The organism is Bradyrhizobium sp. AZCC 1721, assembly GCF_036924715.1.
Taxonomy (GTDB): domain Bacteria; phylum Pseudomonadota; class Alphaproteobacteria; order Rhizobiales; family Xanthobacteraceae; genus Bradyrhizobium.
In genome coordinates, this window is sequence record NZ_JAZHSB010000001.1 from 5,289,929 (window position 1) to 5,304,360 (window position 14,432).

The following is a 14,432-nucleotide window of genomic DNA, read 5'->3' on the forward strand; positions in this document are numbered from 1 at the left end:
GCCATGGCAGTTACCGATATTGCATCCCGGACCTATAACCACGGCTGGCGGCTCGACCCGATCGTGCGCAGCCTGCTCGATACCGATTTTTACAAGCTTTTGATGCTGCAGATGATCCGGGAATTTTACCCGGAGCAGCGCGTAACCTTTTCGGTCATCAACCGCACCCGGCAGGTTCGCCTCGCCGAGATCATCGATGAGGGCGAACTGCGCGCACAGCTCGACCACGCGCGCACCATCCGCTTCACCAAGAAGGAGCTGATCTGGCTCGCCGGTAATACGTTCTACGGCAAGACCCAGATGTTCTCGCCGGACTTCATCCACTGGCTCGCCAACTTCCGCCTGCCCGAATACGAGCTGAATAAGGTCGACGGCCAGTACGAGTTGCACTTCCACGGGCCATGGACCCACACCACGATGTGGGAAATCCCGGCGCTCGCGATCATGAACGAGCTGCGCTCGCGGCAGTCGACCAAGGGTCAGGGACGCTTCGTGCTCGACGTGCTCTATGCCCGCGCCAAGGCCAAGCTGTGGTCCAAGGTCGAGCGCCTGCGCAAGCTCGAGGGCCTCCGGCTGTCGGACTTCGGCACGCGCCGGCGCCATGGCCATCTGTGGCAGCGCTGGTGCGTCGAGGCCGTCAAGGAGGGGCTCGGCCCCTCTTTCACCGGCACCTCCAACGTGCTGCTGGCGATGGACAACGATCTCGAAGCGATCGGCACCAATGCGCATGAATTGCCGATGGTCGCGGCCGCGCTCGCCAATTCCGACGAGGAGCTGCGCTGGGCGCCCTATCGCATCCTCGACCAGTGGCGACACACCTACGGCGGCAATCTCTTGATCGCCCTGCCCGATGCATTCGGCACCAAGACATTCCTGCGCGATGCACCGGACTGGGTCGCCGACTGGACCGGCTTCCGTCCCGACAGCGCGCCGCCGATCACGGCCGGCGAGGACATCATCAAGTGGTGGAAGCAGAAGGGCCGCGAGCCCAAGGAGAAGCTGCTGGTGTTCTCCGACGGCATGGATGTCGATTCGATCGAGGAGACCTATCGTCACTTCGCCGGACGCGTCCGCATCTCGTTCGGCTGGGGCACCAACCTCACCAATGATTTCGTCGGCTGCGCGCCGGACGGATCGGCCGATCTCGATCCGATCTCGCTAGTCTGCAAGGTGACGTCGGTCGATGGGCGGCCGGCGGTCAAGCTGTCGGATAATCCCGAGAAGGCCACCGGCACGCCGTCCGAGATCGAACGTTATTTGCGCGTGTTCGGCAATGCCGGACGCGTCCGCACCGCCGTGCACGTCTGAGCCATCACATACTTTCCCGCCACCACTTGATCTGACGAGCCCCGCATGCCCGCACCCAAGCCGCCTGCTTTCGAAACCCTGAGCCTGCATGCCGGCCAGCGCCCGGATCCCGCGACCGGCGCCCGCGCCGTTCCGATTTACCAGACCACCTCCTACGTATTCCAGGACTCCGACCACGCCGCGGCGCTGTTCAACCTGGAGCGCGCCGGACACATCTACACCCGTATCTCCAATCCCACGACCGCCGTTCTTGAGGAGCGGCTGGCGGCGCTGGAGGCCGGCGTCGGCGCAATCTGCACGGCAAGCGGCATGGCCGCGATGCATCTGGCGATCGCGACGATCCTCAACGCCGGCGACCACATCGTCGCCTCCTCCTCGCTCTATGGCGGCACCATCAATTTGCTGGCGCACACGCTGCCGCGCTTCGGCATCACGACGACGTTCGTCAAACCGCGCGCGCTCGATGAATTCCGCGCCGCGATCAAGCCGAATACGCGGCTGGTGATCGGCGAGACCATCGGCAATCCCGGAATGGAAGTGCTGGATATCCCGGCGGTCGCCCAGATCGCGCATGACGCCAAGATTCCGCTGCTGATCGACAACACCTTTGCGACGCCGTTCCTCAGCCGCCCGATCGAGCTCGGCGCCGACATCGTGATGAACTCCGCGACCAAATGGATCGGCGGCCACGGCATCGCCATTGGCGGCGTCATCGTCGATGGCGGCCGGTTCGACTGGCACGCGTCGGGCAAATTCCCGCAGCTCACCGAGCCCTATGCCGGCTATCACGGCATCGTTTTCGACGAACAGTTCGGCCAGGCTGCCTTCATCATGCGCGCCCGCACCGAGGGCCTGCGCGACTTCGGCGCCTGCCTGTCGCCGACCAACGCGTTTCAACTGCTGCAGGGCGTCGAGACGCTCGGCGTGCGGATGGAGCGCCACATGAGCAACACGCTTGCGGTGCTCGAAGCGCTGAGCGCCAACAAGGCGGTCGAGTGGGTGCTGCATCCGGCGCTGGAAAATCATCCCGACCATCAGCTCGCGAAGCGGCTGTTGCCGCGCGGCGCCGGATCGATCATCTCTTTCGGCATCAAGGGTGGCCGCGCGGCGGGCAAAAAATTCATCGAGTCGCTCAGGATGATCAGCCATCTCGCCAATGTCGGCGACGCCAAGACGCTGGTCATTCACCCCGCCAGCACCACGCATCAGCAGATGGATGCAGCGCAGTTGAAGGCCGCCGGGGTCGGCGAGGAGCTGGTGCGGCTGTCGATCGGAATTGAGGCCGTTTCCGACATCATCGATGATCTCGGCCAGGCGCTTCGCGCATCGCAGAAGGTTTGACCCATGCAGCTTTCCGTCAACGGTGCTGATGTCTTCGTCGCGACCGGCGGCCGTCCGTTCGATCCGTCGCTGCCCGCGGTGGTGATGCTGCACGGCGCGGGGTTCGATCATTCGACCTGGGCGCTGCACAGCCGCTGGTTCGCCCATCACGGCTACGCCGTGCTGGCGCCCGATTTGCCCGGCCATGGCCGTTCGGGAGGCAGCCCGCTGCCGACTATCGCCGATATGGCCGACTGGACTGCCGCGCTGCTCGACGCTGCGGGTGCGCCGAAGGCGAAGCTCATCGGCCATTCGATGGGCTCGCTGATCGCACTGGAGACGTCCGCGCGTCATCCCGACAAGGTGTCCGGCCTCAGCCTGATCGGCACCGCTGCTGCGATGACGGTAGGCCCCGATCTGCTCAAGGCCGCCGAGGTCAACAACCCTGATGCCATCGACATGGTCTCGATCTGGGGCCTCGGCTTCAAGGCCGAGCTCGGCGGCAGTCTTGCGCCGGGACTGTGGATGCATCAGGGCGCGCAGCGCGTGCTGCAGCAGACGCGACCGGGCGTGCTCTACAGCGATCTCAATGCCTGCAACTCCTATCAGAACGCACTCGCGGCAGCCGCGCAGGTGAAGGTGCCCGTCACCTTCATTCTCGGCGAGCGCGACATGATGACGCCAGCCAAGGGCGGCAAGGCGCTGGCGGCGGCGACGCCGAATGCGCGGATCGTCATCGTTCCCGGCGCCGGCCACATGATCATGGCCGAAGCGCCCGACGAGTTGCTGGCGGCGTTGCGGCAGTAGCAGCGAACTCCGTTTCTTCCCTCCCTTGTGGGAGAGGGTGAGCAGCATCACTGCCGCGCCACCTGTTTGCGCTCCACCGGGTGGATGTCGATCGCCCGCAATCTTCCCATGCGCAATACATCCATCACGAGCGTCCGCCCGATACGGTCGCGATCGAGGGCGCGGATCAGATCGTCGACGCCGTTGATCTCGACGCCGTCGAGCTTGATCACGACATCGCCCGGCAACAGTCCCGCCTTCGCGGCCGGGCTGTCCGGCTCGATCCGCGCCAGCAGCGCCCCCATCTTGTTGTCGACGCCGGCGACCACGGCATGCCGCCGCGGGATCGGCGCGGTCTGGCCTGCAACGCCGATATAGGCGCGGCGGACATAGCCGTGGCGGATGATCTCGGACAGCACGAACTGCGCCGTGTTGCTGGCGACCGCAAAGCAGATGCCCTGCGCGCCGTTGATGATCGCGGTGTTGATGCCGATCACTTCTGCCGCCGACGACACCAGCGGCCCGCCGGAATTGCCGGGATTCAGCGCAGCATCGGTCTGGATCACGTCCTCGATGGTCCGGCCGCTCACCGAACGGATCGAGCGGCCGAGCGCCGACACCACGCCGGCGGTTACCGTCGATTCGAAGCCGAGCGGATTGCCGATCGCGACCACGAGTTGGCCGCGACGCAGGCTCTTGGAATTGCCGAGCGAGGCATAACGCAGATCGCGCGCGCCGTCGGCCCGCAGCAAGGCCAAATCAGTGTCTGGATCGACGCCGAGCACGTGAGCGTCGGTGACGAATCCTTCGGTGTCGCGCAGCCTGATCTCCTTCGATGATCCGACCACATGGCTGTTGGTCAGCACGAGACCGTCGGGCGAGATGACGATACCGGAGCCAAGTCCGCCGCGCTCACGCACGCTGCGCACCTTCGGCCCGGTTTCGACGCGCACGACTGCGGGACCGACCCGCTCGGTCACATCGATCACGGCATTGGAATAGGCATCGAGCAAAACCCGGTCATTGTCACGGGCAGGCTCGGCGGTTCGCGACGACAGTCCGTCATCGGTGATATCTGAGGTAAAATCCAACATGGCGAGATTCCTTCGGCCTCATCAGATGGTGGCCGGGAACCGCCTGCGCAAGGTGCCCGCGCATGCAGCGCAGGGCAGGCCTGCTAGGGCGCCCTTCTGAGCTTCGCCGGTCGCGCCTTGACGGGGTCTAGCAGCGACCAGTCCCCCTCTTCCAGCACGTGGCCCTTCGGGAATGGCGCGCGAAGCTCCAGCCCGAGCGAGCGCAGCACGCGATCGTCGCGGTAGTAGCATTGCAGGACGACGCGGACGAGCGTAGCCGCCGCAACGCCGCCGGTGGCGCGGAACTCCGTCGCGATCGCATCGCGCCGCGCTGCTTCAAGCTCAGCCAGCGGCTTGCCGGCCAGACGCGCCAGATGGTCGAGCGCGGCACGCACCATCGCAGTATCGCGGCCGAGCGTCGCCAGCATGTCGGCCTGGATTGCGGGATCGTCGGCGCCGGGCACCTTGTACTCGTCGCTGGCGGGAATGATCATCGCAGCAATAGTGCGGAGATCGTCGCGTTGGGCTTTGGTCAGTTCATTGGCTGCGGACATCGCGGTCTCAATCGAAGAGGTTGGCAAGGCGTTGCTTCATCTGATCGGCAACGTAGAGCGCGATCGCCTGGATGGTCGAGGTCGGGTTCACGCCGCCTGACGTGACGAACACGCTGCCGTCGACGATGAAGAGGTTTTTCACGTCGTGCGACCGCCCCCATTCGTTGACCACCGAGCGCGCAGGATCGGTGCCCATCCGCGCGGTACCGAGCAGATGCCAGCCGCCCCAGGGAATCGGGTTGTTGATGCAGATGTCGGTGGCGCCGGCGGTTTCGAGAATTTCCCGGCCGCGCGCCAATCCATGCTCCATCATTTTCCGGCTGTTTTCGCTGATCGTGTAGTCGATCTTCGGCGCGGGAATCCCATGGCTGTCCTTCAGCACGGGATCGAGCGTGACGCGGTTGTGCTCCTCGGGCAGATCCTCGCAGATCGCAGATACCGCGAGCCGATGGCCGTTGAGCTTGCGGAACACGCGGTGATGGTCCGCGCCCCATGGCAAGATGCCCTTCTGTTCGCTCGCGACGGCTTCGAACACCGGCCCCGCGCCGCGGCCGAACTGGATGCCGTAGCCGCGCACGAAGCCGCGCGAGAGATCGGTGTCGTAAAACTCCTTGCTCCAGAGGCAAGTCGGCGGCGCGCGGTTGGAATCGGTCGGCTCCTTCACAAAACCGTAGATTTGCGCATAGGGATGGAACATCAGGTTTTTGCCGACCAGGCCGGATGAATTGGCCAGGCCATTCGGGAAGCGGCCGGAGACCGAATTCAAGAGCAGCCGCGGCGTGCCGACGCCGTTGCAGGCGATGATGACGACTTCGGCCGGCTGGAATTGCTCGACGTCATCCCTGTCGTAATAGACGACGCCCGAGGCCATGCCATGCTCGTTGGTCAGAATCTCGCGCACGCGGCAATGGGTCTTGAGCTCGACGCCGGCGCGGATCGCCTGCGGCCAATAGGTGATGTCGGTCGAGGCCTTGGCGCCTTGCGCGCAGGCCGGCGTGCAATGGCCGAGATTGATACAGCGCGCCCGGCCCTCGTAATCCGTCGTCGCGACCGTGGTGTCCGACGGCCACCAATGCCACCCGAGCTTGTTCATGGCCTTGCCGATCAGCGGGCCGGAAAGTCCGAGCGGCTGCGGCGGCATAGGCGGATGCGTCAGCGGCGACAACGGATCGCCCGACAAACCCGAGACCCCCATCATGCGGTCGTTCTCTTCGAAGAACGGTACCAGCGTGTCGTAGTCGATCGGCCAGTCGTCGGCGACGCCGTCGAGCGTTTTCGCCTTGAAATCGGACGGATGCAGCCGCGGCCAATGCGCGGTGTACATCACCGTCGAGCCGCCGACACCGTTGAAGTTCACGACCTTGATCGGCGAGTTGTCGTCGTTGATTGGATAGTCCTCGGGCCGGCCGCGCGACGTTCGGGCTGGTCGACCAGTCGCCATAAAATTTCGCCTCCCAGTCGCGCCCCGTGCTCGGATATTCCGAGGGCTTCATCCAGCCGCCCTGGTCGAGGCAGAGGATATGCATTTTGGTTTCAGCCAGGCTCCACGCCACCGCCGCGCCGGACGCGCCGGCGCCGATGATGAGGACGTCAACGGGGTCGTTCATTGCGGTCGCTTCGCTCCCTGAACTAGCGTCGCCTTGAAGGCGATCTGGGCTCCACGATAGGGGCAGATGCTGCCGGCAGTAAAGCCGAGCGAGGCCGACTTGGCGGGACAAACGCGCAACCCAGCCACGCCATGATACAGGTTTGTTTGCGGACGCGAGACGGGGTAGCTTTTTGAGCAAACCATACGCATGGAGGCGACGCCGATTCCGGACTACGACGCCATCATCATCGGCGCGGGCATGTCGGGGCTGTACCAGCTCTACCGGCTGCGCGAGCATGGGTTTCGCGTGCGCGTGTTCGAAGCCGGTACCGATGTCGGCGGCACGTGGTACTGGAACCGCTATCCCGGCGCGCGCTTCGATTCCGAGAGCTATTCCTATGGCTACTCGTTCTCGAAGGAGTTGCTGGAGGAATGGGAGTGGTCGGAGCATTTTGCGGGCCAGCCGGAGACGTTGCGCTATCTCAATTACGTCGCCGACAAGTTCGACCTGCGCCGGGATATCCAGTTCAGGAGCCGGGTGACGGCGGCTACTTACGGGGAAGATACGCGGAGCTGGACCATTACGCTGGAGGACGGCAGCCGGTTCGACGCGCGCTTCCTGATCACCGCGATCGGGCCGTTGTCGACGCCTACCCTGCCGCGGATCGAGGGCCGCGAGGATTTCAAGGGCGCCTCCTTTCATACCGCGCGGTGGCCGAAGGAGCCGGTGAACTTTGCCGGCAAGCGCGTCGCCGTGATCGGCACCGGCGCTACCGGCGTGCAGACCATCCAGACCATTGCGGGACAGGTCGGCCACCTCACCGTATTCCAGCGCACGCCGAACTGGTGCGCGCCGCTGCACAACGGCAAGATCGACGCCGAAACCCAGAAGAAGATCAAGGCCGACTATCCCGAGATCTTCGCCCGTTGCCAGGAAACCTTCGCCTGCTTCCTGCACACGCCGGACCCGCGCGGCGCGTTCGAGGTGTCGGACGAGGAGCGCGAGGCGTTTTATGAAAAGCTCTATGGCGAGCGCGGCTTCGGCATCTGGCAGGGCAATTTTCGCGATATACTGATCGACCGCAAGGCGAACGCCACGATCTCCGATTTCGTCGCGCGCAAGATCCGGCAGCGCGTGAAGAATTCGGCGGTCGCGGAAAAGCTGGTTCCGAAAAATCACGGCTTCGGTACGCGACGCTTGCCGCTCGAGACCTTCTATTACGAGGTCTACAACCAGGACAACGTCGAGCTGGTCGACATCAACGAGACGCCGATCGAGCGGATCACGCCTGAGGGCATCAGGACAAGCGAACGGGATTACGAGTTCGACATCATCATCTATGCGACCGGTTTCGATGCCATCACCGGCAGTTTCGACAAGATCGATTTTCGCGGGATTGGCGGCGCGCGACTGAAGGACAAATGGAAGCGAGGACCGGAGACCTATCTCGGCATCATGGTGCATGAATTTCCGAACATGCTGATGCTGATGGGACCACACACCGCGCTCGGCAACATCCCGCGCAGCATCGAATACAGCGTCGACTGGGTCACCGGGCTGCTCCTGTTCGCGATCAAAGAGGGGTTGACGCGGCTGGAAGCGACGCCGGATGGCGTGAAATCCTGGACCGATCACGTCAAGGCGCTCGGCGAGGGATTGCTGTCCAACGAGGTCAACTCCTGGATGACCGGCATCAATTCCAACGTCGAAGGCAAACAGAGGCGCATCGTCGCCCGCTACAGCGGCAGCGCGCCGGCTTATCGCGCGAGGTGCGACGAGGTAGCGGCCAAGGGGTATGACGAGTTGAGGCTGGGGTAGCGTCATCGTCATGCCGGCAATGCCTCCTCCCGTCATTGCGAGCGAAGCGAAGCAATCCACGTCTCGGCTCGGGGATAGATGGATTGCTTCGCTGCGCTCGCAATGACGGGGAAGTAGCGACACAACATGCCATCGTCATCCCCCCGCGCCAGGCGGGGATCCAGTACGCCGCGGCCTATCGGTTCAATCACTGCTGTCTCTGGAATACTGGATCCCCGCCTTCGCGGGGATGACGACTGAATATGAGGCGGCCTTCTCGCGACGCATTGCGTCCGAGCTTTGCTCTCAACTTCCCGCCCTCTTGTTCAGAGGGCGCAGGGAAGACCGGGTGCGCGCCGCACCCGCGGTCTCGTGTGCAAAGTGCGCAAAAGGAAACGCACACGAGCATACAGGTACAGCGGGAGCATCCCGGCCTTCCCTGCGCAATGGCTTTACGGCTTACTTCGTGCTCTTCTCGGCGAACGGCCTTTTTGCCACCGTCGCCCCGGAGAAGCTTTCGCTTCTTAAGGACTTAATGCCAGCACCGCGACATCAGAACCACACGACTTCGCCGTACGCATCCGGCACGCAACGTCTATCGCGCCATCTGCGTCCATCGCATCTCACCGCACGTTAGTGACGATGGCCAACGCCCCTCATCTGCCGTGAGACGGACGGAGTTATGCGACTGATTTGGGTGAGAACGAAAGCAGAATATTTTTGATTCCTGGGCTTGACGCGGTTTCGGAAAATCAGAAGTGATTTGCCCCATCGGGCGTCACAGATGCCGTAGGGTGGGCAAAGCGCAAGCGTGCCCGCCATCAAGCAGCGCGATCGGTGATGGAATGGTGGGCACGGCGCTATCGCGCCTTTGCCTACCCCTACGCACTACTGTCCGTCGTCCCGGCCAAGCGAAGCGCGAGCCGGGACCCATACGCCGCGGCCGTCATTGTGGCGCGCGCGGATCGACGTCCTTCAACAATGCAGCCCTGTGGTTATGGGTCCCTGCTTTCGCAGGGACGATGTACTACCACGCATCGATACACGGCCGCTTGCGACCGCTGCGCAATTCCGGCTTTGGCACCGAACGCAGGCCGGACATGATCCAGTGCCGCGTGTCGGCGGGATCGATCACTTCGTCGATCTCGAGCACCGAGGCGATCGAGACCGCCTTGCCGTTGGCGTAGAGCTCGGCGACCTTGGCCTTGTAATAGTCCTCGCGCTCGACCGGGTCTTCGATTGCTTCCATCTCCTTGCGGAAACCGAGCCGGACATAGCCTTCCAGCCCCATGCCACCGAACTCGCCGGTCGGCCAGGCCACGGTGAAGAAAGAGGCGTGGAAGCCACCGCCGATCATGGACTGCGCGCCCAGCCCATAGCCCTTGCGCAGGACGATGCCGAACATCGGCACAGTGAGGCTGGCGCCGGTCACGAACATGCGCGCGACATGGCGCACGATCGCGGTTTTCTCCGCTTCGGGTCCGACCATGAAGCCCGGCGTATCGCAGAGCGATATAATCGGAATGTCGAAGGCGTCGCAGAGCTGCATGAAGCGCGCGGCCTTGTCGCCGGCCGGCGCGTCGATCGCGCCGCCGAGATGCTTTGGGTTGTTGGCGATCAGGCCGAACGGTTTTCCCTCGATACGGATAAAGGCGGTGATCATGCCGACGCCGAAATCCCGGCGGATCTCCAGCACCGAGCCTTCGTCGGCCAAGAGATCGATGACGCTGCGGATGTCGTAGACCCGCAGCCGGTTCTCCGGAATGGACCGCCGCAGCAGGCGCTGGTCCGGCGCTTTCCAGTCGGCGACCGCGCCCTGGAAGTAGGACAGATATTTCTGCGCCGCGGATGTCGCCTCCGCTTCATCCTCGACCAGAATGTCGATGACGCCGTTCGGCGACTGGAAGGACACCGGACCTACTTCAGCAGGGTGATAGACGCCGAGCCCGCCGCCCTCGATCATCGCCGGTCCGCCCATGCCGATCGAGGCATTCTTCGTCGCGATGATGACGTCGCAACAACCGAGCATCGCGGCGTTGCCGGCAAAGCAATAGCCGGAGACGACGCCGATCACCGGCACGAGCCCCGAGAGCTTTGCGAACTGCACGAAGGACGGCCCGTCGAGGCCGGTCATGCCGAGCCTGTCCGTATCGCCGGGGCGGCCGCCGCCGCCTTCGGCATAGAACACCAGCGGCAGCCGCCATTGCTCGGCCAAGCCGAGCATGCGGTCGATCTTCTTGTGGTTCATGTGCCCTTGGGTACCGGCGAGCACGGTGTAATCGTAAGCGATCACCATGCAGCGTGCGGCGTCCGCGCCGAATTTTTCTGCGTTCACGGTGGCGACGCCGGAGATCAGGCCGTCGGCCGGCGTGTTGCGGATCAGGTCGTCGACCGTGCGGCGGCGGCGCTGCGCGGCAATGGCGAGCGAGCCATATTCGACGAAGGAGCCTTCATCGACGAGGTGCGCGATGTTCTCGCGCGCCGTGCGCTGGTTGGTCTTGCGCCGTCGTTCGACCGAGGCCGGCCGGTTCTCATCCAGTGTGATGGCATGGCGTTCGATCAACTCGGCGAGGTCGGGGCGGATGTGGTCGAGATCGATATCGTCCTCCTCGGTGGCATCATGGGCGTCGATCTCGGCAGGCTCCAGATAGAGGATCGGCTCGTCCTGCATCAGCGTCACGCCGGAGCCGGCAGCGATCTGCGTCACCCGGCCGCCCTGCGGCGCCGTGACCAGATGCTCCATCTTCATGGATTCGAGCACGGCGATCTGCTGGCCGGGGCGAACGAGGTCTCCCTCCTCGACGTCTATCGCGACGATCGTGCCTTGCAGCGGCGCTGGCACCGCGACCGAACCTGCCGGGCCGGTTGCCGATGCCGCGACCGCGATCGCGAGCGTCTCGTCATCGGAAGCGCTGCCGGATTCGACCAGTTCCGTCTCCGCCGTCGTGTTGGTTTCGCCAACCAGATCGGCGACATGCTTGTCGATAAAGCCGGTGCTGAGACGGTTCTCGACGAAATCCGGATGCGCCAAAATCGCCGCGAGGAAGGGAACGTTGGTGGCGACACCGCCGATGCGAAATTCACGCAGCGTCCGCGAGGCCTTATGCACCACGTCGGTCCAGTTGCCGCCTGGCGAATGCACGATGACCTTTGCGAGCAGCGAGTCGAAGGCGGCGCTGGTCCGGTAACCCGAATAACCGAACGTATCGACGCGCACGCCGGGGCCGGACGGCAGGTCGAACACGGCCAGCGTCCCGCCGGTCGGCCTAGTGGCGCCGGTCTCGTCCATCACCTCCATGTTGACGCGGAGCTGGATCGCAAAGCCGCGCGGCCTCGGGATATAGCCCTGCGCAAGCCCGAGCGAGCCCAGCGTCGCACCGGCCGCGACCGCAAGCTGCGACTGCACGAGATCGAGGCCGAGCACCTCCTCGGTAACGGTATGCTCCACCTGCAGCCGCGGATTGGCCTCGATAAAGGCAAACGCCTTGTCGCTGGTCCTGGCGTCGTTATCGACGAGGAATTCGAAAGTGCCGAGATTGTCGTAGTTCGCGGCGGCGGCAAGCTCCTTGGCGGCGTCGATGATGCGCGAGCGCAAGGCGTCGTTCAGCGACGGGCTTGGCGCGACCTCGATGAGCTTCTGGTTGCGGCGCTGGATCGTGCATTCGCGCTCCCACAAATGGCTGATCGCGCCGTGGTGGTCGCAGATGACCTGCACCTCGATGTGGCGGGCATTGCGAATCAGGCGCTCGACATAGACACCATCGCTGCCGAAGGCCGCCATCGCCTCGGATTGGCAGCGCGCATAGGCCTCCTCCAGCCTGCCCGCGTCGTCGACGATGCGCATGCCGCGGCCACCGCCGCCGGCGATGGCCTTGATCATGATGGCGCCGCCTGCGCCGAGCGATTCCAGGAAGGCCTTGGCCTCATCGAGGCTGGTCGGCCCGCTGGTGCCCTCGATAACAGGCACGCCGCATTTTTTTGCCAGCGCCTTGGCCTGCGCCTTGTCGCCGAACAGATCGAGCGCTTCCGGCGACGGGCCGACGAAGACGATACCTTCCTCGATGCAGCGGCGGGCCAACCCGGCATTCTCGCTGAGGAAACCATAGCCGGGATGCACGGCGTCGCATTCGGTCGCCTTGGCGGCTGCGATCACCGCCTCGATATCGAGATAGGCCCGCGCGCCGCGCCCGGGGATTTCAAGGGCGGCGTCGGCGGCGCGGACATGCAGCGATTGCGCGTCGTCGGCGGAGTAGATTGCGACCGTCGCAAGGCCAGCGTCGCCCGCGGCGCGCGCGATGCGGATGGCAATCTCGCCGCGGTTGGCAATCAGCAGCTTGTGGAAAGACATGAACGGTTCCGTCTGGACAGCAGAGCGAAATGATGCGGCGATCGGCTCACCTCGCCCCGCTTGCTTCCCATACCCCAATCAGCAGCGCGAGGCGGCTACCGGCAGTTTCTTGTTTACTCGACATGAACCGTTGCCGAGATTCTGCGCAAGTGGAATTTCGTTCCACATGACGGAATTCACACAGCTACTGAGGCGCTTAGCGCTCTACCGGCAATCGAGCTGGGCTTCGAACCAGCCCTGCAGCGACGCTGCGAGCAGCGGCCAGGCGCGTTGAAATGGCGAGAGTTGCCTTGCGTTGGCCCGGTAGATTCCGCTCAACTCCCGTTCGATTGCGGGGAGATCGACACCGGTGCAACGGCCTTCGCTAACGATCAGCCGTCCGTCCACCACGACGTCGCGCAAGAGAGACGCGTTGCCGCGGGCGAACAGGAGATCGATGGGATCGACCGGCATGATCCGGTCGCGGTCAAGCCGATCGAGATCGATGGTGACGAAATCGGCTGGCGCGCCTGATATGAGAGCGCCCGTTCCGGGCGCGCCGGTCGCCTTGCGGCCATTGGCGATCGCGAGCGCGAGGAATCCGGCAGCGGTCCAGGTTCGCTCAAAGCCGCGGCCGCCGTGCATCATCTGCACCAGCCGCATCTCGCGCAGCACGTCGTCGTCTTCGTCGAGCGCGAGACCATCGACGCCGACCGCGATGGCGCAGCCACACCGGTGCGCCGCGGCGATCGGCGCGAGACCCGAGCGCAGGTGCAAATTGGAGGAGAAGTTGGTGACGATACGCGCGCCGGAGGCTGCGATCATCTCGATCTCGTCGGGGCGGGCGTGGATGCAATGCGCCAGCGTCAGCCGCTCCGACAGGAAGCCGATGTCGCGGAGATAACGGACGACGCCATCCGGAAAATGCTGGTCAGCCCAGGCGCGCTGATAGATTGTCTCCAGGAGATGCATGTGGATGCGTCGCCCGGTGTGCGCCGAATTCTCGGCTACCGCCTCGAGCAGCGGTTTTGAGCACCATTGCACGCCCGCGGGGCCGAGCTGCACATCGACTTTTGGACCTGCGATGGCCGAGGCGATGGCATCCGTGAGTTCGATATAGGCCTTTGGCGACATCGGCGCGCGGACGAACAATTCCTCAATGGCCTTGCGATCGTCGCTTGAGAGCTGCGACAGCACCGGTTCGCTGTCGCCATAGACGACCGGGTTCTGGTCGCGTACCGCGAGCGCAAACGCGATGCGGATGCCGACATCGGACGCCGCCCGCGCAATCGCCTTTGCCTCCTCGACCAGCGGCATGGTGCCGCTTGGCCGGGTGTAGTGCACCATCATCGCCGCGCAACCCGATCGCGCCAGCGCAGACGCCGCGGTCAGATAGGGATCGACCGGCGTGCCGAGCGCAGAGCGCAGGATCCAGCTTTCCAGCGGCATGCCGAGCGCGCCGAACGAGGACGCGGTCGGCCGCGCGTGATCATGGGCGTTGACGAAGGCGGGAAGAATGAGGGAGCGCGGGCCGGTTGTGGACGGCGTCGCTGGCGAGATGGACGTGACGAGGCCGTTGTCGTGTTGAAGCACGACGTTGTCGAGCAGACCATGGTCGGTGCCGGAGAATAGGCTATGTGCCGCGATTTCCATTGTATCACCGCACTCCGTCATTGCG

Annotated in this window: 8 protein-coding genes and 1 pseudogene; 4 read left to right on the top strand and 5 right to left on the bottom strand. The window is 64.3% G+C overall.

Annotated features, from left to right (window positions below; all coding sequences use genetic code 11):
• The first annotated feature begins 3 nt into the window (after nucleotides 1-3).
• From pncB to V1273_RS25575, 3 genes are read left to right on the top strand one after another with little or no spacing between them, the layout of a single operon-like run.
• Complete coding sequence (pncB, locus tag V1273_RS25565; RefSeq protein ID WP_334381192.1) at nucleotides 4-1,308, top strand: nicotinate phosphoribosyltransferase; 1,305 nt, start codon at nucleotides 4-6, stop codon at nucleotides 1,306-1,308.
• Between the two features lie 45 nt (nucleotides 1,309-1,353).
• Nucleotides 1,354-2,649, top strand: a complete 1,296-nt coding sequence (locus tag V1273_RS25570) for an O-acetylhomoserine aminocarboxypropyltransferase (RefSeq protein WP_334411299.1) — start codon at nucleotides 1,354-1,356, stop codon at nucleotides 2,647-2,649.
• Nucleotides 2,650-2,652: 3 nt separating this feature from the next.
• Nucleotides 2,653-3,435 (top strand): alpha/beta fold hydrolase, encoded by a 783-nt coding sequence (locus V1273_RS25575; RefSeq protein ID WP_334364017.1) that lies wholly within the window; start codon nucleotides 2,653-2,655, stop codon nucleotides 3,433-3,435.
• Nucleotides 3,436-3,482: 47 nt separating this feature from the next.
• Here the strand turns inward: V1273_RS25575 and V1273_RS25580 are convergent, their stop codons facing one another.
• From V1273_RS25580 to V1273_RS25590, 3 genes and pseudogenes are all read right to left on the bottom strand, one after another.
• Entirely contained in the window at nucleotides 3,483-4,508 is a 1,026-nt protein-coding gene (locus V1273_RS25580) for a S1C family serine protease (protein ID WP_334411300.1), read from the bottom strand.
• Nucleotides 4,509-4,591: 83 nt separating this feature from the next.
• Nucleotides 4,592-5,041 carry a hypothetical protein gene (locus tag V1273_RS25585; RefSeq protein WP_334411301.1) on the bottom strand — a complete coding sequence of 150 codons (450 nt, stop codon included), beginning with the start codon at nucleotides 5,039-5,041 and terminating at the stop codon, nucleotides 4,592-4,594.
• Nucleotides 5,042-5,048: 7 nt separating this feature from the next.
• Nucleotides 5,049-6,648, bottom strand: a pseudogene (locus V1273_RS25590) (GMC family oxidoreductase).
• 189 nt (nucleotides 6,649-6,837) lie between these two features.
• On the opposite strand from V1273_RS25590, the gene V1273_RS25595 reads away from it, so the two are divergent.
• Nucleotides 6,838-8,448, top strand: a complete 1,611-nt coding sequence (locus V1273_RS25595; protein WP_334411302.1) for a flavin-containing monooxygenase — start codon at nucleotides 6,838-6,840, stop codon at nucleotides 8,446-8,448.
• A 1,006-nt stretch (nucleotides 8,449-9,454) separates the two neighbouring features.
• Here V1273_RS25595 and V1273_RS25600 read toward each other — a convergent pair.
• Together V1273_RS25600 and V1273_RS25605 are read right to left on the bottom strand one after the other, a co-directional pair.
• The gene (locus tag V1273_RS25600) at nucleotides 9,455-12,775 is read right to left on the bottom strand and encodes a carboxyl transferase domain-containing protein (protein WP_334411304.1); all 3,321 of its coding nucleotides are present in this window, start codon (nucleotides 12,773-12,775) and stop codon (nucleotides 9,455-9,457) included.
• A 204-nt stretch (nucleotides 12,776-12,979) separates the two neighbouring features.
• A complete protein-coding gene (locus V1273_RS25605) occupies nucleotides 12,980-14,407 on the bottom strand; it encodes an amidohydrolase family protein (RefSeq protein WP_334411305.1) in 1,428 nt (475 codons plus the stop codon).
• Nucleotides 14,408-14,432: the final 25 nt, after the last annotated feature.